The organism is Diaphorobacter aerolatus (assembly GCF_014489535.1).
GTDB lineage: Bacteria > Pseudomonadota > Gammaproteobacteria > Burkholderiales > Burkholderiaceae_C > Diaphorobacter_A > Diaphorobacter_A aerolatus.
Genome location: NZ_CP060783.1, coordinates 4,334,567 through 4,354,259, shown reverse-complemented (window position 1 = coordinate 4,354,259; position 19,693 = coordinate 4,334,567). Strand labels below are relative to the sequence as shown.

At 62.6% G+C, this 19,693-nt stretch carries 17 protein-coding genes and 2 pseudogenes; 14 read left to right on the top strand and 5 right to left on the bottom strand.

Annotated features, from left to right (window positions below; translation table 11 throughout):
* Positions 1-69: 69 nt before the first annotated feature.
* The gene (locus H9K75_RS20300) at positions 70-339 is read right to left on the bottom strand and encodes a hypothetical protein (RefSeq protein WP_187723883.1); all 270 of its coding nucleotides are present in this window, start codon (positions 337-339) and stop codon (positions 70-72) included.
* A gap of 385 nt (positions 340-724) precedes the next feature.
* Here H9K75_RS20300 and proV point away from each other — a divergent pair, with 385 nt between their 5' ends.
* From proV to H9K75_RS20275, 5 genes are all read left to right on the top strand, one after another.
* Positions 725-2,020 carry a glycine betaine/L-proline ABC transporter ATP-binding protein ProV gene (proV, locus tag H9K75_RS20295; protein WP_187723882.1) on the top strand — a complete coding sequence of 432 codons (1,296 nt, stop codon included), beginning with the start codon at positions 725-727 and terminating at the stop codon, positions 2,018-2,020.
* Positions 2,021-2,032: 12 nt separating this feature from the next.
* Positions 2,033-3,277 carry a glycine betaine/L-proline ABC transporter permease ProW gene (gene proW / locus H9K75_RS20290; RefSeq protein WP_187723881.1) on the top strand — a complete coding sequence of 415 codons (1,245 nt, stop codon included), beginning with the start codon at positions 2,033-2,035 and terminating at the stop codon, positions 3,275-3,277.
* A gap of 29 nt (positions 3,278-3,306) precedes the next feature.
* On the top strand, positions 3,307-4,344 hold the full coding sequence (proX, locus tag H9K75_RS20285; RefSeq protein WP_187723880.1) for a glycine betaine/L-proline ABC transporter substrate-binding protein ProX: 1,038 nt from the start codon (positions 3,307-3,309) through the stop codon (positions 4,342-4,344).
* A 176-nt stretch (positions 4,345-4,520) separates the two neighbouring features.
* Complete coding sequence (locus H9K75_RS20280; protein ID WP_187723879.1) at positions 4,521-6,062, top strand: ATP-binding protein; 1,542 nt, start codon at positions 4,521-4,523, stop codon at positions 6,060-6,062.
* Between the two features lie 4 nt (positions 6,063-6,066).
* Positions 6,067-6,807: a response regulator gene (locus tag H9K75_RS20275; RefSeq protein ID WP_187723878.1), complete on the top strand. Its 741-nt coding sequence runs from the start codon at positions 6,067-6,069 to the stop codon at positions 6,805-6,807.
* 23 nt (positions 6,808-6,830) lie between these two features.
* Here H9K75_RS20275 and fumC read toward each other — a convergent pair whose 3' ends face one another.
* Positions 6,831-8,225 (bottom strand): class II fumarate hydratase, encoded by a 1,395-nt coding sequence (gene fumC / locus H9K75_RS20270; RefSeq protein WP_187723877.1) that lies wholly within the window; start codon positions 8,223-8,225, stop codon positions 6,831-6,833.
* Positions 8,226-8,573: 348 nt separating this feature from the next.
* Here fumC and H9K75_RS20265 point away from each other — a divergent pair, with 348 nt between their 5' ends.
* Positions 8,574-9,128 carry a DUF3617 domain-containing protein gene (locus H9K75_RS20265; protein ID WP_187723876.1) on the top strand — a complete coding sequence of 185 codons (555 nt, stop codon included), beginning with the start codon at positions 8,574-8,576 and terminating at the stop codon, positions 9,126-9,128.
* 239 nt (positions 9,129-9,367) lie between these two features.
* Entirely contained in the window at positions 9,368-10,921 is a 1,554-nt protein-coding gene (locus tag H9K75_RS20260) for a fumarate hydratase (RefSeq protein ID WP_187723875.1), read from the top strand.
* Positions 10,922-10,994: 73 nt separating this feature from the next.
* Here the strand turns inward: H9K75_RS20260 and H9K75_RS25290 are convergent.
* The 3 genes and pseudogenes from H9K75_RS25290 to H9K75_RS20250 all read right to left on the bottom strand — a co-directional run bounded on the left by H9K75_RS25290 (position 10,995) and on the right by H9K75_RS20250 (position 13,315).
* Positions 10,995-11,485, bottom strand: a pseudogene (locus tag H9K75_RS25290) (zinc-binding dehydrogenase).
* A 198-nt stretch (positions 11,486-11,683) separates the two neighbouring features.
* Positions 11,684-12,055: pseudogene (locus H9K75_RS25285) on the bottom strand (alcohol dehydrogenase catalytic domain-containing protein); the annotation flags it as partial.
* Positions 12,056-12,100: 45 nt separating this feature from the next.
* Positions 12,101-13,315 carry an ABC transporter substrate-binding protein gene (locus tag H9K75_RS20250; RefSeq protein WP_187723874.1) on the bottom strand — a complete coding sequence of 405 codons (1,215 nt, stop codon included), beginning with the start codon at positions 13,313-13,315 and terminating at the stop codon, positions 12,101-12,103.
* 362 nt (positions 13,316-13,677) lie between these two features.
* Here H9K75_RS20250 and H9K75_RS20245 point away from each other — a divergent pair, with 362 nt between their 5' ends.
* The 7 genes from H9K75_RS20245 (at position 13,678) to murI (ending at position 19,692) form a co-directional block, all read left to right on the top strand.
* Positions 13,678-13,986, top strand: coding sequence for a DUF883 family protein (locus H9K75_RS20245; RefSeq protein ID WP_187723873.1), 309 nt, complete (start codon positions 13,678-13,680; stop codon positions 13,984-13,986).
* Between the two features lie 39 nt (positions 13,987-14,025).
* Positions 14,026-14,457, top strand: a complete 432-nt coding sequence (locus tag H9K75_RS20240) for an MAPEG family protein (protein ID WP_226858328.1) — start codon at positions 14,026-14,028, stop codon at positions 14,455-14,457.
* A gap of 20 nt (positions 14,458-14,477) precedes the next feature.
* The gene (locus tag H9K75_RS20235; protein WP_187723872.1) at positions 14,478-15,779 is read left to right on the top strand and encodes an amidase; all 1,302 of its coding nucleotides are present in this window, start codon (positions 14,478-14,480) and stop codon (positions 15,777-15,779) included.
* A 125-nt stretch (positions 15,780-15,904) separates the two neighbouring features.
* Positions 15,905-16,513 (top strand): DUF938 domain-containing protein, encoded by a 609-nt coding sequence (locus H9K75_RS20230; RefSeq protein WP_187723871.1) that lies wholly within the window; start codon positions 15,905-15,907, stop codon positions 16,511-16,513.
* A gap of 247 nt (positions 16,514-16,760) precedes the next feature.
* Positions 16,761-17,321, top strand: a complete 561-nt coding sequence (locus tag H9K75_RS20225) for an NADPH-dependent FMN reductase (RefSeq protein WP_187723870.1) — start codon at positions 16,761-16,763, stop codon at positions 17,319-17,321.
* 253 nt (positions 17,322-17,574) lie between these two features.
* A complete protein-coding gene (locus tag H9K75_RS20220) occupies positions 17,575-18,681 on the top strand; it encodes a TerB family tellurite resistance protein (RefSeq protein ID WP_187723869.1) in 1,107 nt (368 codons plus the stop codon).
* Positions 18,682-18,795: 114 nt separating this feature from the next.
* Positions 18,796-19,692 carry a glutamate racemase gene (murI, locus tag H9K75_RS20215; RefSeq protein ID WP_187723868.1) on the top strand — a complete coding sequence of 299 codons (897 nt, stop codon included), beginning with the start codon at positions 18,796-18,798 and terminating at the stop codon, positions 19,690-19,692.
* Position 19,693 lies beyond the last annotated feature (1 nt).

Below are 19,693 nucleotides of genomic sequence, written 5' to 3'. Positions count from 1 at the left end.
TCCACCAGAAGAAGCCGGCCTACTTCGGACGGACCAGGATTTTTATATTCCAATTAATGGAACAAAGTTTCATTTTTTCATTCTAGAGTCGATCAAAACGGAGTCAACAAATCGCATTGCCACGGATACAAAACGATCCGATTGTTGACTTTTAAAGACACAATGACTATAATTTCGCGGTGTTTCACCACCTGCCTTGCAGGTAATTCGCTGTTTTTTGCGAATCTCCCTGTCGGATACGGTTTGCATCCTTTGTGAACTTTCTTCCGGCACCTTGGCCGAATTACCGGCCCTGATGCCCACCGTCCCGACGCTGCCACGCAGCGGACGGACCTCCATGCGAGCGGCGAAAATCCTCCGGATCGCGTCGATGAAACTTCGGCGCTTCGCCCCGCGCGCAACACTGGCCCTTGCGCAGCTTCCATGTCTGCCATTCGGGCCGCCCCTGGTCAAACGCTCCCCTCCGGCTGGAGCGGGCGCTGAGTCTTTTGTTGGCTCTGCGCTCCCGGTTTTGTGCAGCGCACGTCTCAGCCATTCATCGCATCAGGGAATCACGGTTTCCGGCAACGCCCTTGAACTTTGGGCATTGCCGACATTTCGGCCTTTCGCGCCCTGACCTTCGCTGCGTGCGCGTGCGCCTCAGCATGGGTCGGGCTGAGTTCAACCCAGGCCTTGGTCCCGCATTTTTTGCACGGACGCAGGCCCTCATCGGGAGGATCCCAACGTGGCCAAACAAATAGTGCTCGATCATGTGTTCAAGGTTTTCGGCGACGAGCCGAAGACCGCGCTTTCGCTCGTCAAGCAAGGCTTGGACAAGCAGGAAATTCTTGCGCGCACCGGTCAATCCATCGGTGTCTTGGATGCGAACTTCACCATCGAGGCTGGCGAAATCTTCGTCGTCATGGGTCTTTCGGGCTCGGGCAAGTCGACGCTCGTGCGCCTGCTCAACCGGCTGATCGAACCCACCGCAGGCCGCATCCTCGTGGACGGACAGGACATCAATGCATTGAGCGATCGGGACTTGCGAGCATTGCGCCGCAAGGACATCTCGATGGTGTTCCAGTCGTTCGCGCTGATGCCGCACCTGACGGTGCTCGACAACACGGCGTTCGGCCTCGCGCTTGCAGGCATCGACCATGCAGAGCGCCAGCGCGCCGCCGAGGAGGCGCTGGAGCAGGTCGGTCTGGCGGGCTGGGGGGCGAGCTATCCCGACGAACTGTCTGGCGGCATGCAGCAACGCGTGGGCCTTGCCCGGGCGCTGGCCGCCGATCCATCGATCCTGCTGATGGACGAGGCGTTCTCGGCGCTCGATCCGATCATCCGCACCGAAATGCAATCCGAGTTGCTGCGGCTTCAGCAGATCAAGCGCCGCACCATCGTCTTCATCTCGCACGATCTGGACGAGGCCATGCGCATCGGCGACCACATCGCGATCATGAAGGACGGACAGGTGGTGCAGGTCGGCACACCCGACGAGATTCTGCGCAGCCCGGCGGACGACTACGTGCGCGAGTTCGTGCGCGGCGTGGACGCTGCCGCCGTGTTCAAGGCGTCGGATATCGCGCGCCAGGCGCTCACCGTGGTGTCCGAGCATGAGGATCGCGGTTGCCGCGCCGCCTTGCGCCTGCTGGAAGACTCTGATCGCGACTACGCCTATGTGCTCAACGCGCGCAAGCGTTTTCTCGGCGTGGTCTCGTCGCAGTCATTGCGTGACGCACTGCAAGGGCACACCGGCATGCGCGGTCTGAAGCACGCCTTCCTGCCCGATGTGCAGCCGCTTGCGAGCACCACGCCGGTCGCCGAATTGTTCGGCCCGGTGGCCGCTCAGCCATTTGCGCTGCCGGTGGTGGATGAGGACGGCAAATACGTCGGCGTGGTGAGCCGCACCACCATGCTCAAGTTCCTCGACCGCGACACCCCGCCAGTGCCGCCGCCGCAAAAGGAAGTCCCGCCGATCACATTGAACACGCAGATGCTTCAGGCCGCAGCCCAGGCAGCTTCGGCAAACGCACCCGCATAAGGAGGCCCACGCATGAGTGAAAAAATCACCATCGCACAGAACACGAACCCGGAACCCACTGCCGCCGACCCTTGGGCAGACGCTTCGCCGCCGAGCACGCCCGTGGATGCGGCCATCACCGAGGCGGCCACGGTCGATCCCTGGGCGACACCGGATTCGGGTGCCGCTGATCCCATGGCTGGTGCCGACTGGCTGGAGGCAGCGGCCGGGAACGCTCCGCTGCCAGGCGATGAGGGCGGCATGGCCCAGCTGTGGAGCCAGGTGACCGCTGGCGGCCCGCATGTGCAGGGCTGGATCAATGACGGACTGACCTGGGTGGTCGAGCATTTCCGCCCGTTCTTCCAGAGCGTTCGCACGCCCATCGACGCCACGCTCAATGGCATCACCGATGCGTTGCTCGTCGTGCCATGGCCGGTGCTGCTGATAGTGATGGCGCTGCTGGCGTGGCAGTTCGCAGGACGCGGCCTGGCGATCGGCACCGCCGTGTCTCTGCTGTTGATTGCCGTGCTGGGTATCTGGCCCGATGCGATGGTGACGCTTGCGCTGGTGCTGACCTCGCTGCTGTTCTGCGTGATCATCGGCCTGCCCGCAGGCATCTGTCTGGCATCGAGCGACCGCGCCCAGCGCATCACGCGTCCGTTTCTCGATGCCATGCAGACCACGCCCGCGTTCGTCTATCTCGTGCCTGTGGTGATGCTGTTCGGCATCGGCAATGTGCCCGGCGTGATCGTGACCATCGTGTTCGCGCTGCCGCCGCTGATCCGGCTCACCAATCTGGGTATTCGTCAGGTGCGCCCCGACCTGATCGAGGCCAGCCGCGCCTATGGAGCATCGCCCATGCAATTGCTGTGGAAGGTGCAACTGCCGCTCGCAATGCCGTCGATCATGGCCGGTATCAACCAGGCGCTGATGCTGTCGCTGTCGATGGTGGTGATCGCCTCGATGATCGCGGTGGGCGGTCTGGGCCAGATGGTGCTGCGCGGCATCGGGCGACTCGACATGGGCCTGGCAACCGTCGGCGGACTGGGCATCGTGCTGCTTGCCATCGTGCTGGACCGCATCACGCAGGCGATGGGACAGAATGAGCGCGGCGGCGTTCGCTGGTGGCAGACCGGCCCGACGGGCCGGGCCTTGCGTATTGCACGCCCTCGCAGCGACAAGGCCGCGCACATGACCGCAGTGCCACCACAGGCGCAAGGCAAACCGCAAACCTTGCCCAAGGCACTGCCGCCAACCGTCGGCGAGCAGGCCGCCTGATCTTTCAGCCCCGCAACAAGGAAAAAAACATGTTCCAACGCAACCCATTTCTTTCGCAAGCCCTGCGCGCGGGCGTTGCTGCGACCGCCTTTGCGTTCCTCGGCGCGACGGCCGTGGCTGCCGATCTGCCCGGCAGCGGCGTGAAGGTGCAGCCGCTCAAGAGTTCGATTGCCGAAGAAACCTTCCAGACCCTGCTGGTGATGAAGGCGCTGGAAAAGCTCGGCTATGACGTGCAACCGATCAAGGAAGTGGAATATCCCACGGCCCACATCGCGCTGGCCAACGGCGACGCCACGTTCATGGCCGATCACTGGAATCCGCTGCACGCCGACTACTACAAGAACGCGGGCGGAGACGCCAAGTTGTACCGCCGAGGTGTCTTCTCGGCCAATGCCGCGCAGGGCTATCTGATCGACAAGAAGACCGCCGATGAGCACCAGATCACCAACATCGGCCAGCTCAAGGACCCGAAGATCGCCGCGCTGTTCGACACCGACGGTGACGGCAAGGCCGACCTCACCGGCTGCACGCCGGGCTGGGGCTGCGAGGCGATGATCGAGCACCAGCTTGGCGCATACAAGCTGCGCGGCACCGTCACGCACAGGCAGGGCACCTACTCCGCGCTGATCGCCGACACCATCACCCGCTACAAGGCCGGCAAGCCGATTCTCTACTACACCTGGACCCCGTACTGGGTGAGCAACGTGCTCAAGCCGGGACAGGACGTCGTATGGCTTCAGGTGCCGTTCTCATCGCTGCCCGGCGAACAATCGGGCACGGACACCGAACTGGCGAATGGCAGGAACTACGGCTTCATCGCCAACAACCAGCAGATCGTTGCCAACCGGGCATGGGCCGAAAAGAATCCGGCTGCGGCCAAGCTGTTTGAAATCATCAAGCTGCCGGTCAACGACATCAACGCGCAGAACTACCTGATGAGCCAGGGCCAGGGTTCGCAGGCCGACATCGAACGCCACACGAACGCGTGGATCGCGGCGCATCAACGCACTTTCGACGCATGGATCACGCTCGCCAAGGATGCCGCGAACACTGCGGCAAAGCCTTGACCGGCAGGACGCCACAAAGCAACCTAAATTGCTACGCCGTGCTAACAAACGGCCCCGACAGGCACCGCAAGCCGCTGCCTGTCCGTTTTTTGGGCAACGCGGATTCGCCGAGGCTTTAGCATGTGTGTTTGTCCGCCACAAACCTCATCGCGCTCACGGCTCTCTCCGCTTTCTCCATGCAACGCCTGTCCCTGCAAACCAAGGCCTTCCTCACGCTGACCATTCTACTGGCGGTGATGATGATGATGTTCATTGGTTTTTCGCGCGTGGGATTGCAGCGCGGTCTCGGCCCGTATGTGGCGGAGATCGAGCTTGCGCGCATGGACTGGCTGGTCTATCGCCTGCAGGACGTCTACCAGCAAAATGGCAGTTGGACCGTGCTCAAGGAGAACCCCGCGCTGTGGCGCGCCGTGCGTCGCCCGCTTATGAATCTCCAGCCCGAAACGCTGGGAAACCGCCCGACCAATCGCCTGCAGCACTCGGGAATGGCGCCGCAGCCGTCGGCCAACGAATCACCGGTCACGCAGCTTGCGCCGCCGCCCGAGCCGCCACCGCCCTCCGCATCGCCTGCGTTGGCGTCCGACGGACTGGCGCGGCGGCTCGCACTGCTCGATGCGGATCAGACGCTGATCGCCGGTGCTCCGGCGCTCCCCGGAAGCGCGCGCACCCCGCTCAAGGATGACGCCGGGCGCACCATCGGCTACCTGATCATGAATCCGCCCGAGGGACTGGAGCGCGAGGCCGACAAGGCGTTTCTCGAAAAGCAGCTCGGCTTCGTGCTGGGCACGGGCGCGGCGGGCTTGCTGCTCGCGCTGCTGCTGTCCGTCTGGCTTGCGCATCGCTGGCTCAGGCCCATCGGAGTGCTGATGTCGGGCGCCAAGAGCCTTGCCTCGGGACAGCTGCAGACGCGCATTCCGGAGCAGACCGACAGCGAGGAGTTCTCGCGCCTGATCCACACGTTCAACGACATGGCCCAGCAGCTCGACAGCATGGAGACCTCGCGCCGCCAGTGGATCGGCGACATGGCCCATGAGCTGCGCACGCCGCTCACCGCGATGCGCGCGGAAATCGAAGCCGTGCAGGATGGCGTGCGCCATTTCGACGCGCACACCGCCGAACGTCTGCATCGCCAGCTCATGCGACTGATTCAGCTCGTGGGCGACCTGCGCGAGAGCGTGGACAGCGCCTCCATCGCGCCTGCGAAGATGGAGCCGATGCTGCCCATGCTGCAATTGAAGGAGGCCATCGTGGCGCTGCAAACGCGTTTCGAGCAGGCCGGCGTCAGCATCGAACTTCGCGAGCCCCGCGAATGGGCGCTCGCCGCACACGCACCGCGCGTGCTGGGCAATGCGCAGCAGTTGCACCGCGTGTTCCTCAACCTGATCGAGAACAGCCTGCGCTACACCGACAGCGGCGGCAGATTGCAGATCGCCTGTTCTGTCCACACCGACAGGGCGGGCAGAACAGGCGATCAATTCCTGGTGGTGTTCGACGACACCAAGCCCGGCGTTTCCTTGCAGGAACTGCCGCACCTCTTCGAGCGCCTGTACCGCACCGAGTCTTCGCGCCAACGCGCGACCGGAGACCTCGGCGGATCGGGCCTCGGGCTTGCCATCTGCCGCTCGATCGTTCAGGCCCACGGCGGCCAGATCGACGCCGCGCAATCCCCGCTCGGCGGTCTTCGCATCACACTCACTCTTGCACTGATGGAGAAATGACGACATGAACAACAACAACCCGCGAATTCTCATCGTCGAAGACGAGGCCGACATCGCCAACGTGGTGGTCGACTATCTGCGCCATGCGGGCTTCGACGCCGAGCATGTGGACAACGGCACGGCCGCGCTGGAGCGGCTTCTGAGCGCCCATCCGCCCGATCTCACGGTGCTCGACGTGATGCTGCCCGGCGTCGATGGTCTCGAAGTGCTGCGACAGACCCGCAAGACCAGCGATGCGCTGATCATTCTGCTGACCGCGCGGGTGGAGGAAGTGGACCGGCTCATCGGCCTCGAACTCGGCGCGGACGACTACATCTGCAAGCCCTTTTCGCCGCGTGAGGTGGTGGCGCGCGTCAAGACGGTGCTGCGCCGCCGCAAGCCGACCGCCAGCAACGCGCCTGCGGACACCGGCGCGCTACAGCTCGACGACAACCTCTCGCAGGTCACGCTCTACGGCAAGCCGGTGCCGCTCACCCATCGCGAATACCGCTTGCTGCAGACGCTGATCCAGCACCGCGACCGCATTCTGTCGCGCGCGCAGATGCTCGAGCTTTCCTACGACGAGGACACGCAGGACCTCAACGAGCGCTCGGTGGACAGCCACATCAAGAACCTGCGCAAGAAGCTGCGCAGCACGGACCGCAGCGGTCACGACTGGATCCGCTCGGTCTACGGTGTCGGTTTCGCATTCGAGCCGCCCGACTCATCCGGCCAAGCCCGCGTGTCCACCTGGGAAGCGCTCTGAATCCCGGCGCCCTCACCCATCTCTCATAGATTGCCGACCATGTCGCCCGGCACGACCCATTGATCGAACTGCTCGGCGGTCACATGGCCGCTGGCAATCGCCGCGTCGCGCAGGCTCGAGCCTTCCTTGTGCGCCTTCTTGGCGATGTAAGCGGCCTTGTCGTAGCCGATGTGGGTGTTCAGCGCCGTCACGAGCATCAGCGAGCGGCCGACGAGTTCGGCAATGCGTTCGCGATTCGGTTCGATGCCGACCGCGCAGTGCTCGTCGAAACTCACCATGCCATCGGCGAGCAGGCGCACGCTTTGCAGGAAGTTGTGGGCCACCAGCGGACGAAACACGTTGAGTTCGAAGTTGCCCGAAGCGCCACCGAAATTGATCGCCACGTCGTTGCCGAACACCTGCGCGCACAGCATCGTCATGGCCTCGCACTGCGTGGGATTGACCTTGCCGGGCATGATCGACGAGCCCGGCTCGTTCTCGGGAATCGACAGCTCGCCCAGGCCGCTGCGCGGCCCGCTCGCGAGCCAGCGCACGTCGTTGGCGATCTTCATGAGACTGGCCGCGAGGGTCTTGAGGGACCCATGCGCGTGCACCAGACCGTCGCAACTGGCGAGCGATTCGAACTTGTTGGGCGCGGTGACGAAGGGATATCCGGTGATCTTCGCAATCTCGGCGGCCACGCCTTCCGCATATCCCTTGGGCGCATTCAAGCCGGTTCCGACGGCGGTGCCGCCAAGCGCCAATTCATAGAGGTGCGGCAGCGCGGCCTTGACGTGCTTTTCGCCATGTTCGAGCTGCGCCACCCAACCCGAAATTTCCTGGCCGAGCGTGAGCGGCGTCGCATCCTGCAAGTGCGTGCGACCGATCTTCACGATGTCGGCAAACGCCTCGCTCTTGGCCTTGAGCGTCGCACGCAGCCGCGCCATCGCGGGCAGCAGGTGCGCCTCGATGGCCGTCACCGCGGCGACGTGCATCGCGGTCGGATAGACGTCGTTGCTCGACTGGCTCTTGTTCACATCGTCGTTGGGATGCACCAGGCGCGACTCGCCGCGCTCGCCACCCAGCAGCTCGCTTGCGCGATTGGCCAGCACCTCGTTGACGTTCATATTGGTCTGCGTGCCCGAGCCGGTCTGCCACACCACGAGCGGAAACTCGCCCGGATGCTGGCCCGCGATCACCTCGTCGGCCGCGGCCACGATGGCCTGGGACTTCTTTTCGTCCAGCAGACCCAGACGCTGGTTGACCGTCGCCGATGCGCGCTTGACCTGCGCGAGCGCATGGATCATTTCCGTGGGCTGCTTCTCGCCGCTGATCTTGAAATTCTGGATCGAGCGCTGCGTCTGCGCGCCCCACAGTTGGTCTGCGGGAACGTCGATCAAACCGAACGTGTCTTTCTCCTGCCGTACAGCAGTGGTCATGGGAATACTCCTCGAGAGAACAAACAAACGCGGTGCGCGTGGCTGGCAAATCGTCCGGAAACTGCATCGGGGATCCTCTGCACGAATGGATCGGCAGGCTGCGAGTGCGGATCGGGATGGCTGGCTGAGGCAGGCCGCAGGGTGGAAAATCTGTAACAGCGCCATGCTAGCGCAGCTACCAGAAACCACGCTGCGACGACAGTCTTGCGGTATTCGGTTACCAAATTTGCGATTGCAAATGCCGACTCTCGGCCAATAATGCCCGCGAACTCCTCAGTCAAAAACTATGACCGAGGGACAGCCAAGTCAGATTCCCTTTTTCATCCACCGATCCAAGAGGAAACCAGCATGAACCTGTTTCGTCGTTCTTCCACCCACACCTCCACCGCTGCCAAACTGTTCGCCGTGACCTGCGTCGTCGCGGCCGCGCTGCCGCTCTCCGTGTCTGCCCAGGATCTGCCTGCGCGCAAGGCCGGTCTGTGGCAGATCACCACGAACGGCACCACCGGCACCACCAAGAACCCCGAGCAGGTCATGCAGCAGTGCGTGGACACGGCCAGCGACCAGGCCCTGCAGAAGATGGGCGCCGGCATGATGAACAACATGAAGTGCGAGAAGAACGAGAACAAGAAGGACGGCGGCAAGTACACCGGCCACTCGATCTGTCAGATGGGTCCGTCCAAGCTCGAGACCAAGAGCGTGACCTCCGGCGATTTCGAGAAGGAGTACACGATGACGGCGGACTCCACGTTCAACCCTCCGATGTCCGGTATCTCCACCACCAAATCCACCATGGTCGCGAAATGGGTCGGCCCCTGCAAGGCCGATCAAAAGCCGGGCGACGTGATGGTCAACGGTCAGAAGATGAATCTGCTGAACATGGGTCAGGCCCCGAAGAAGTGAGCGCGCGGCGCACCAAGCCGTCCGCCGAGATTCATCCGTGAGAGCACCCGCAAGGGTGCTTTTTTGTGGGCGGTTACAACGCGGCCACACCGTCGTACGCGGCCTGCGATACCGAAGCCCGACAAGTCATCTATAAGACTTCTCGAGTTTTCCGAGCGGCCTTCGGGCCTTCGGCGGATAATCGACCGGTTTTCCCGCGCATCCCCTTGCGCACCCATAAAACCCTAGCAAGCTTCACGATGACCACCACCATCCGCCAGCAGGACCTGATCGACTCGATTGCAGGTGCCCTCCAGTACATCAGCTACTACCATCCCGCTGACTACATCCAGCATCTGGCGCGCGCCTATGAACGCGAGCAAAGCCCTGCGGCCAAGGATGCGATGGCGCAGATCCTCACGAACTCCAAGATGTCCGCCACCGGCCATCGCCCGATCTGCCAGGATACCGGCATCGTCAACGTGTTCCTCAAAGTGGGCATGGACGTGAAATGGGAAGGCTTCACCGCCGGCCTCGAAGACGCCATCAACGAGGGCGTGCGCCGTGGCTACAACAACCCGGACAACACACTGCGCGCCTCGGTCGTGGCCGATCCGCACTTCGCGCGCAAGAACACCAAGGACAACACGCCTGCGGTGATCAACGTGCAGATCGTTCCCGGCAACACCGTGGACATCACGGTCGCGGCCAAGGGCGGCGGCTCGGAGAACAAATCCAAGATGATCATGATGAACCCGAGCGACAGCCTGGTCGATTGGGTTTTGAAGACCGTGCCCACGATGGGCGCGGGCTGGTGCCCACCGGGCATGCTCGGCATCGGCATCGGCGGCACGGCGGAGAAGGCCGTTCTGCTCGCCAAGGAAAGCCTGATGGAAGACCTCGACATGTACGAGCTTCAGGCCAAGTCGGCGCGCGGCGAGAAGCTCGATCAGGTCGAGGAACTGCGCCTTGAGCTGTACGAGAAGGTCAACGCGCTGGGCATAGGCGCGCAGGGCCTTGGCGGCCTCGCCACCGTTCTGGACGTCAAGATCAAGATGTACCCGACGCATGCGGCCTCCAAGCCCGTCGCGATGATTCCGAACTGTGCGGCAACCCGTCACGCGCATTTCGTGCTCGATGGCAGCGGCCCGGTCTACCTCGACGCGCCCTCGCTCGACCTCTGGCCCAAGATTGATTGGGAGCCCGACTACAACAAGTCGAAGAAGGTCGATCTCAACACGCTCACCAAGGAAGAAGTGGCGAGCTGGAAACCCGGCGACACCCTGCTGCTCAACGGCAAGATGCTCACCGGCCGCGACGCCGCGCACAAGCGCATTCAGGACATGCTGGCCAAGGGTGAGAAACTGCCCGTCGATTTCACCAACCGCGCGATCTACTACGTCGGCCCGGTGGACCCGGTGGGCGATGAGGCCGTCGGCCCGGCCGGTCCGACCACGTCCACGCGCATGGACAAGTTCACCGACATGATGCTCTCGCAGACCGGCCTGATCTGCATGATCGGCAAGGCCGAGCGCGGCCCAGCGGCCATCGAGTCGATCAAGAACCACAAGAGCGCATATCTGATGGCCGTAGGCGGCGCGGCCTACCTGGTCTCCAAGGCCATCAAGCACGCCAGGGTGGTGGGCTTTGAAGACCTCGGCATGGAGGCGATCTACGAATTCGACGTGGTCGACATGCCCGTGACCGTGGCGGTGGACTCGGGCGGCACCAGCGCGCACATCACCGGCCCTGCCGAGTGGAGCAAGCGCATCGCTTCGGGCGAATTCAAGGGCATCGAAGTCGCGGCCGTCTGAGGACGCGAATCGCTGAAAGCGTCCAGACACAAAAAAACCGCCTGAGGCGGTTTTTTTGCGGGTCGCCGCCAGTTCAGGCTTCGGGCGTCAGGATTTGCCGTCCAATCGCCTTGCCCTGCTCCAGCTCCAGCAGCGCGCTGAACGCCTTGCTGAAGTGCATGCAGGTGGTGGGAACGGGCGGCATGTCGTGATCGCGCACCAGCTTGATCAGCTCTTCCAGCTCGCGCTGATTGCCGACGTAGGTTCCCTGATAGGTGATGGCGCGCAGCGCCTGCGACGGCGTCGGCAGGTCGATGTGTCCGCCGAAGAGACCGATCTGCACCAGATGGCCACCCTTGGTGAGCAGACCGATGCCCTGCTCCACCGTCTGGCTCGATCCCACGCAATCAAGCACCATCCAGACGGCGCCCCCGCAGCGCTGCGCACCTGATCCGCGCAATCGGGTGCCTTGGGGTCGAACGCCGCCTGCGCGCCCGCCTTGAGCGCCGCTTCGCGCTTGCTGGCATCCGGCTCGATCACGATCACGCCCGCGCCATCGAGCGCCTTGGCAATGAGGATCGCCATCAGGCCCAGTCCACCCGCGCCGATCAGCACGAGCTTTTCCTCCTTGAACACGCGCGGCGCGAATTTCCTGAGCGCGCTGTAGGTCGTCAGCCCCGAACAGGCGTAAGGCGCTGCGTGCTCGGGCGTGAGATCGCCAATGTCCACCAGATAACGGGCGTGCGGTACCAGCACGTGATCGGAATACCCGCCCGGCCGGTAGACCCCGATGGCGCGCCCCGCGAGGCACAGATTCTCTTCACCGCGCTTGCAGACCTTGCATTCGCCGCAACCAAGCCACGGGAACACGACGTACTTCTGACCCACCTTGACATTCCCGGCCTCAGGCCCCATCGCGACCACTTCGCCCGCGATTTCGTGCCCCAGCGTGACCGGCAGCTTCAGGCCCCGATCCACCATGTTCAGCGACTTGCCATTTCCAAGGTCATACGAGCCATGCCAGATGTGCAGATCGGAATGGCAAACCCCTGCTGCCAGCACGCGGACCAGCACCTCGTCGCCCTGGGGCGTGGGCGTCGGATGCTCCGCACGCACCAACGGTGCGCCAAACTCCTGAACTTCATAACTGATCATTTCATCTCCTGTAGAAGCTGTTGGACAATTCAAAGGGAAAACGCACTATTTCTTCGTGACGTAGTAGCAGGTGCTTTTGGACAGCGGCTGAAACGCCTTGTCGCCCGGGATGGTGTCGATCACCTTGTAGTAGTCCCACGGCCCCCTGGATTCGGCGGGCGACTTCACCTGCACGAGGAACATGTCGTGGACCATGCGACCGTCTTCGCGCACGTAGCCATTCTGTGAAAACACGTCGTCGATCTTCATCTTTCGCAACTGCTGGCTCACCGGCAATCCCTCGTCCGTGCCGGCCGCCTGCACGGCCTTCAGATAGGTGGTGACGGCGGAATACACGCTGGCCTGGTTCATGGACGGCATCTTCTTCATCCGCGCCTGGTATTTTTTCGCCCATTCACGCGATTGCTCGTTGCGGTCCCAGTAGTAGCCGGTCGCGAACGTAAGTCCCTGGCCGAGCTTGAGCCCCAGCCCGTGGATGTCGTTGATGTAGACGAGTTGCGGCACGAAGGTCTGCTTGCTCATCATGCCGAATTCGGCTGCGGTCTTGATCGAATTGACTGTGTCCTGCGTCGCATTGGCAAGCGCCACCACCTGCGCGCCAGAATCCTTCGCCTGCACCAGGAAAGAGGAAAAATCGCTGGCGTTGAACGGATGGAACGCGGTACCGAGAATGCGACCGCCGCCTTCCTTGACGAAATCCGTAATGATCCCGGCAGTGACCTTTCCGTATGAGTAGTCCACGGCAAGAATGAACCATTCCTTCTTGCCCTGTTTGAGCATGCTCCCCACCGCCGCATTGGCGAGCGAGTAGGAATCCATGGTGTAGTGCACTGCCGTGGGCGCACAGAACTCGTTGGTCAACCCGGTGGAGGCCGCGCCGGTGTTGATGGCCATCTTGTTGCGCTCCTTGGCCAGCGTATTGACCGCCGCAGCGATTGCCGAGTTGTTCATGTCCACGATCATGTCCACGCCTTCGGCGTCCCACCACTGACGCGCACGCGCGCCGCCGATGTCGGCCTTGTTCTGGTGATCGGCAAATACCAGTTCGATGGGTTTGCCCGCCACGTTGCCGCCAAAATCCTCGATCGCCATCCTGGCCGCCTCGATCGAGCCACGACCGCCCGAATCGGAATACTGGCCCGACATGTCGCTGAGCACGCCGATCTTCACCTTGTCATCGGAAATACCGGCAGCACCAGCGGCCAGCGTGGTCCCGGTCAGCACTGCGATCACGGCGACGTTCTGAGAAAAACCCGTCATTGCATCTCCTTGGATTGTCATTGGAATGAATCACCGGTGGCCTTGAGGGACGCTTGCATAGACGCCAGTCTTGAGCCCCGAAAAATTGTGCTGCGCCTCGCCTCGGGTGCCGCGCGGGTAACCCCGAAGCCGCGCGCGTGAGATGGCTTGCAGGAGAATCCGGACAAACCTTGGCGCAACCCGCACCAGCACTGGCCTGAAGCTGCCGAAGGCCGCCATGAAGAATGAATGAGGCTGTCGCAAAGGCGACCAAAAAAACGAGCGAACGGCCCTCGCCAAGAACCCCTTTTCTCATACGACAGCAAATGATCATCCGGTATGCTTGTCCGAATCTCCTATGTTTATTGATGAAAGGACGACGTATGGGATTCGGTCGACGCAAGATTGTCAGCGCTCAGGATGAACTGGAAAACTCCGTGAGCCGCCTGCGCGAGCTTCTGGCGAGTGCAGATCTCGACAACATTCCCGAAGTTCGGCAGCTTCGCAAGCGACTGGACGCGGGCCTGAGCGACGTTCATGACTCGGCGCTCGACGTCATGCATGAAGCAAGGCATCAGGCACGCCGCGCGGCACGCGCTGCCGATGACTACGTCCGCGACGAGCCCTGGCAATTTGTGGGCGGAGCACTCGCGGTAGGCGTCGTGCTGGGTTTCCTGTTGGGTCGGCGTTAAGACTCTCCTCTGCAAGAATCGAACGGGAAGAAGCCTGGCGTGCCGCATTCCAACACCGTACTCTGGCCCCTGTTCGCGCTGGCGGCATGGACGATGTTCATGATCCTGCATCTTGCATTTCGCCGCGTGCGCGCCTTCCTGCGCAGAGAGGCGCGCATCGACCAGTTCGCGCTCGGAGAGTCCGGGCCTCTGTCGCAGCAGGTGATTCTTGCCAACCGGAACTACATGAATCTGCTGGAAATGCCGATACTGTTCTATGTGGTCGGCGTGATGGCCTATGCCGCGGGCATCGAAGCCACGTGGTTTGTCGCCCTGGCCTGGACGTATGTGGCGCTTCGTGTGCTGCACAGCATCGTTCACGTGACCTACAACCACGTACTGCATCGCTTTGCGCTGTTCGCGGCAAGCAATGTGGTTCTTGTCGGCATGTGGCTGTTGCTGGCAATTCAGTTGCACGCGCGTGGCAGCTGAATGAAGAAAAGGCACAAACCATGCAATCCAATTCCGTACAACGCACCGGGCAGATACTGGCCGCGATCCACGACGCTGGCGATGAGGGTCGCCGCATCTTCACGCGCGTGTATGGCGACGCGGCGCTTTCGACCGCGCGCGCTGCTGACGAGCGGGCGAAGAATGGCATAAGCCTGAGCGCGCTCGATGGCCGTGTCGTCTCGGTCAAGGATCTGTACGACATCGCGGGCGAGCCCACCACGGCGGGCTCGGCGGTACTCAGGAGCGCCCCGCCCGCCAAGGAAGATGCCGTCATCGTGCAACGCCTGCGCGCGGCAGGGGCGGTCATCGTTGGCAAGACCAACATGACCGAATTCGCGTTCTCCGGCATCGGCATCAATCCGCATTACGGTACGCCCGGAAATGCGCACGACGCGACCCGCATCCCGGGCGGCTCTTCGAGCGGCGCGGGGGTCGCGGTGGCGCGCGGCATGTCGGAGATTTCCATCGGTTCGGACACCGGCGGTTCGGTGCGCATTCCATCGGCATTCAATGGCATCACGGGCTTCAAGCCAACACAAAGCCGCGTGCCGCGTGACGGCGCATTCCCGCTGTCTTTCAGCCTCGACAGCGTCGGCCCGCTCGCGCGCAACGTGCTCGATTGCGCGCAGGCCGACGCCATCATGAGCGGTCGCCGCTGGAACGCCCTCGCCCCACGCGAAGTGCGCGGCCTGCGCATCGGCATACCGCGCGGCCTGCTGTTCACGCAGACCGAACAGGCGGTGCAATCGGCCTTCGAGCGCGTGATCGATGAACTCTCGCGCAGCGGCTGCCGCATCAGCGACATGCAGCTCGACGAATGGTGCGGCGCGCCGTTCAAGCTCCAGGAAAAAGGCACCTTGATCGCTGCCGAGGCCGCATACATCCACGCCGACACGCTGGCCCGTCAGCCTGATGCCATCGACCCGTTCGTGCTCGCACGCATCAAGCGCGGCGAAACCATGCCGGCCCCGCACTACGTGGGGCTGCAGCGCGCACGAGAGCAACTACGGCAATCGCTCGACGCCCGGATAGCGGACCTCGATCTGCTCATGCTGCCCACCGTGGCGCTGATCGCCCCGCACATCGACAGCGTCGCCAACCCCGATGCTTTCAACACGGCCAACATGCTGGTGCTGCGCAACACGTCGGTGTTCAACTTCTACGACCTTCCGGCCATGTCGCTGCCCATCAATGTCGGCGCAGCCGCCATGCCCGTGGGCCTGATGGTGGTCGCACGCCGCAATTGCGATCTCGATCTACTGGCCATGGCGCGGCGCTCCAGGCACAGGTGCAGGCGCTGAGGTTGAAGTAATACGCGCTGCTGCCACAGGCCAACCCCGCTGGCTGAGCCAGAGCGCTTTGCGATTTTGCGCGCCCGGTATGCTCGGCGGTCCATTGTCACCCACCCTTCTTTGGAGGGCCCCACATGAGCAACCACCTCCCTTTTTCCCAAGCCTGCGAGAACAATCGGGAGCCGATCCTCGCGGTGTTGCAATCGACCTTTGCGCAGAGCAGCCATGTGCTCGAGATCGGTTCGGGCACGGGCCAGCATGGTGTGTATTTCGCGCCGCGTCTGCCGCATCTCGTTTGGCAGACCAGCGATCTGGCGCACAACCATGCGGGCATTCTGGCCTGGCATGCGGCGCAGCCCGCAGCCAATCTGCGTGCGCCCTTTGTTCTCGATCTGAACCGCGGCGACTGGCCCGATGGTGACCACTTCGACGCGGTGTTCACCAGCAATACCGCGCACATCGTGTCATGGCCGCTGGTGCAGCGCATGTTTGCGCTCGTGGGCCAGCATCTTCCCGATGGTGGACGATTCGCGATCTACGGGCCGTTCAACTATGGCGGCAGCTTCACGAGCGAGAGCAATCGCGCGTTCGACGCCTCCCTGCGCCAGCGTGATCCGCGCAGTGGCATACGTCATTTTGAAGACATCGTTGCACTCGCGCGGAGCCAGTCTCTGAGCTTGCTGCAAGACCACGCCATGCCCGCCAACAATCGCTTGCTGGTATTTGGCAAGGCGTTGACGTAAGCAGCAGCGCGCGCGCTCAAAACCCGCATCTTTCCTCCAGTCCTACGCTCCATCAAAGAAAACGCGGATATGGTGCGCACTAGGGCCTAACTAGGGCCTATTCACCCAACGCACGGGGATCGCGTTGTGCAGTCTTGGTATCCCATGCACGAATCGGATCGACGCTCAATCGGCGGTTGATCCGTTGCTGCGGTCTGTCTGTCTGCCTGTTTTCATATTTTTTCAAACTTCGGAGAAGGAATCGCTCATGAGCAAACCGAATATTGGCATCATCGTTGGCAGCAACAGCCAGTCATCGATCAACATGCAACTGGCCAAGGCGCTGACCAAGCTGGTGTCCGACCAGGCGAATTTCGAGATCATCGACATCACGAAACTGCCCTTCTACAACCGCGACGAAGACGACAACACGCCCAAGGCGTTTGTGGATTTCAAGGCGCTGATCGGCAGCAAGGACGGCATTCTGTTCGTCACGCCGGAGCACAACCGTTCGGTTCCCGCGCTGCTCAAGAATGCGCTCGACGGCGGCAGCCGCCCGTTCAAGCAAGGCGCGTGGAATGGGATTCCGGCGGGCGTGATCGGCACGTCCCCGGGCGGTCCCGCGACATCGATGGCACAACAGCATCTGCGCAATATTCTGGTTTTCCTCGACATGCCGACGATGCAGCAGCCCGAAGGCTTCATTCAGTGGAAGGATGGACTCGTCGATGCCAACGGCAATATCGGCACCGCAAGCCATGACTACCTGAACACCTGGATGCAGAAGTTCCTCGCGTGGGTGGAAAAGCATCCGCGTCAGAAACAATAGTGACGATGGGCTGAGCGAGCGATTCTTGCGCCGCACGTTCGAATCATGCAACAGCAATACCATTTTCGACGCTATGCACACGGCCTACTGGCCTGGGACGTCCATCGTCTCGTGGCGCTTGCGTTCCTTGCGCGGGTGCCTACCTGCGCGGCGTCACGCGCCCAGCATGAGCGGCCCTGTCTGGCTTGCGCGACCCCGTGGGTTGGGTGAACAGGCCCTGGCCACCACATACAGGAGTTTTATTTTGACCAACATGTCCAACGATGAAATTCGCTCGATTCTGAGCATCTGTCTTCTCGCGGCCTATGCCGACAATGCCAAGCATGATCGCGAACGAGACCAGATCAAGCAGGTTGCCGAGACGCTGGGTCAGCACGAGCAGATCAACCTCCCCGGTCTCTACCAGGACATGCTGCTGCGCAGGGTGCAACTGCCCAACGTGGCGGCTCAGCTCACGAACGAGGAGGCTCGCCAGCTCGCCTACGAGATGGCGGTCTGCGTCTGCGACGCTGATGGTGAAACCAGCGCCAAGGAAACCGAATTCCTCGCGCAACTGAAGTCTTCACTGGGACTCGCGGCGACTGCAACAACGCCCGCAGCATCGGTAGCGCCCTCTCCGGCAGCGGATGCTGGTGCTGCAGCTGCAACAACCGATGCTGGCGCTGCTGCGGCCGTCGCCACGGCGCATGCCGTGGACACGCAGGCTCAGGTGATTGCGAATGCACCCTTGCAGGGAGGACTCGAACCCGTCGTGTTCGGCGAACCCGTGATGCCGAGCGCGGAGACCGTGCCGCACCCCACCGCCGCCGACTCGCTGGCCAATGCCAACACGGAACGCAAGCAGAGCACGCTGTCGGTGCAGGAGATGGACGCCAAGATTCTCAAGGCCTCCATCGTCAACGGTGCCATCGAATTGCTGCCGGAGAATCTTTCGACGCTCGCGATCATTCCGCTGCAGATGCGGCTGGTGTACCAGATCGGCGAGACCTACGGTTATGAACTCGACCGAGGCCACATCAAGGATTTGCTGGCCGCGCTCGGCGTGGGCCTGACCTCGCAATATCTTGAACAGGCCGGACGCAAATTACTCGGGCGCGTGCTCGGCGGCGGCCTCTTTGGCGGCGTGGGTCGTCAGGCGGTGAGCAGCGGCATGAGCTTTGCATCGACCTACGCGCTGGGTCACGTGGCAAACCAGTACTACGCAGGCGGTCGAACACTGAGCACGCAGATGCTCAAGAGCGCGTATGAACACATCATGCAGGACGGTCGCGCGTTGCAGACGCAATACGCGCCGCAAATGCAGGACATGGCGCGCAATCTGAACACCGCGAAGATTCTCGAGATGGTGCGCGGGCGTTGATTTGCACCACGCAAAAGATGGCTGGGGCGGCGCTGCAAGCCGCATCCAAAAGCATGACAATGGCAGACTGAATCGCACAGCAGTGCATGCCTGTCATCGGGAGTTCATCCGGCCATGTCGTCGTCTGCATTTTTGTCCTCTTCCTCAGCCTCGCCCGTCGGCGTGTTCGACAGCGGCATCGGCGGCCTGAGCGTTCTGCAGGAGTTGCGCAGCGAACTGCCTTACGAGAATTTTGTCTATCTGGCCGACTCGGGCAACGCGCCTTACGGCGAGCGCGGTGATGAGTTCGTGAAGCAGCGCACGCTCGCCATCGCGCGGCACCTGCTGGACGAGCACCGCATCAAGGCGCTTGTCGTCGCCTGCAACACCGCCACCACCGCCGCCGTCGCGCAGCTACGCGAGGCCTTGCCCGATCTGCCCGTGATCGGCGTGGAGCCAGCGCTCAAGCCCGCCGCGAGCAGCAGCCAGACCCATCGTGTCGGCGTGATTGCCACGCGTGGCACCGTGCAGAGCGCGCGTTTCGAGCAACTGCGCCAGGCCTTTTCGGACGGCACCGAGTTTCGCGCGCAAGCTTGCGACGGCCTGGTTCGCGCCATCGAACGCAGCGTCGAAGAAGAAGATAGTGAGGCCGCCAGCAGCCCGGCTGCCATCGAGATTCGCGAACTCTGCGAACGCTATACCGCCATGCTCGGCAGCTTCGGCGTGCGCACGGGAGACATCGATACGCTGGTGCTCGGCTGCACGCACTACGTGTTCATCAAGGACGAACTGCGCAAACTGCTCGGCCCCGACGTGCACATCATCGACACCGGAGCCCCGGTCGCGCGGCAGACCCGCCGCATACTCGTTCAGCGCGACACGCTCGCACCTGAGGCCGACGATTCGGCACCCTCAACAGTGCGCCGCGGCACGCTGCAGCTCTACACCACGGGGCGTCTCGGCGCATTGCAGGCCGCAGCAAAGCGCTGGCTGCAACTGCCACCCGAGCATTGCCATGCCTTGGCTGCCTGAG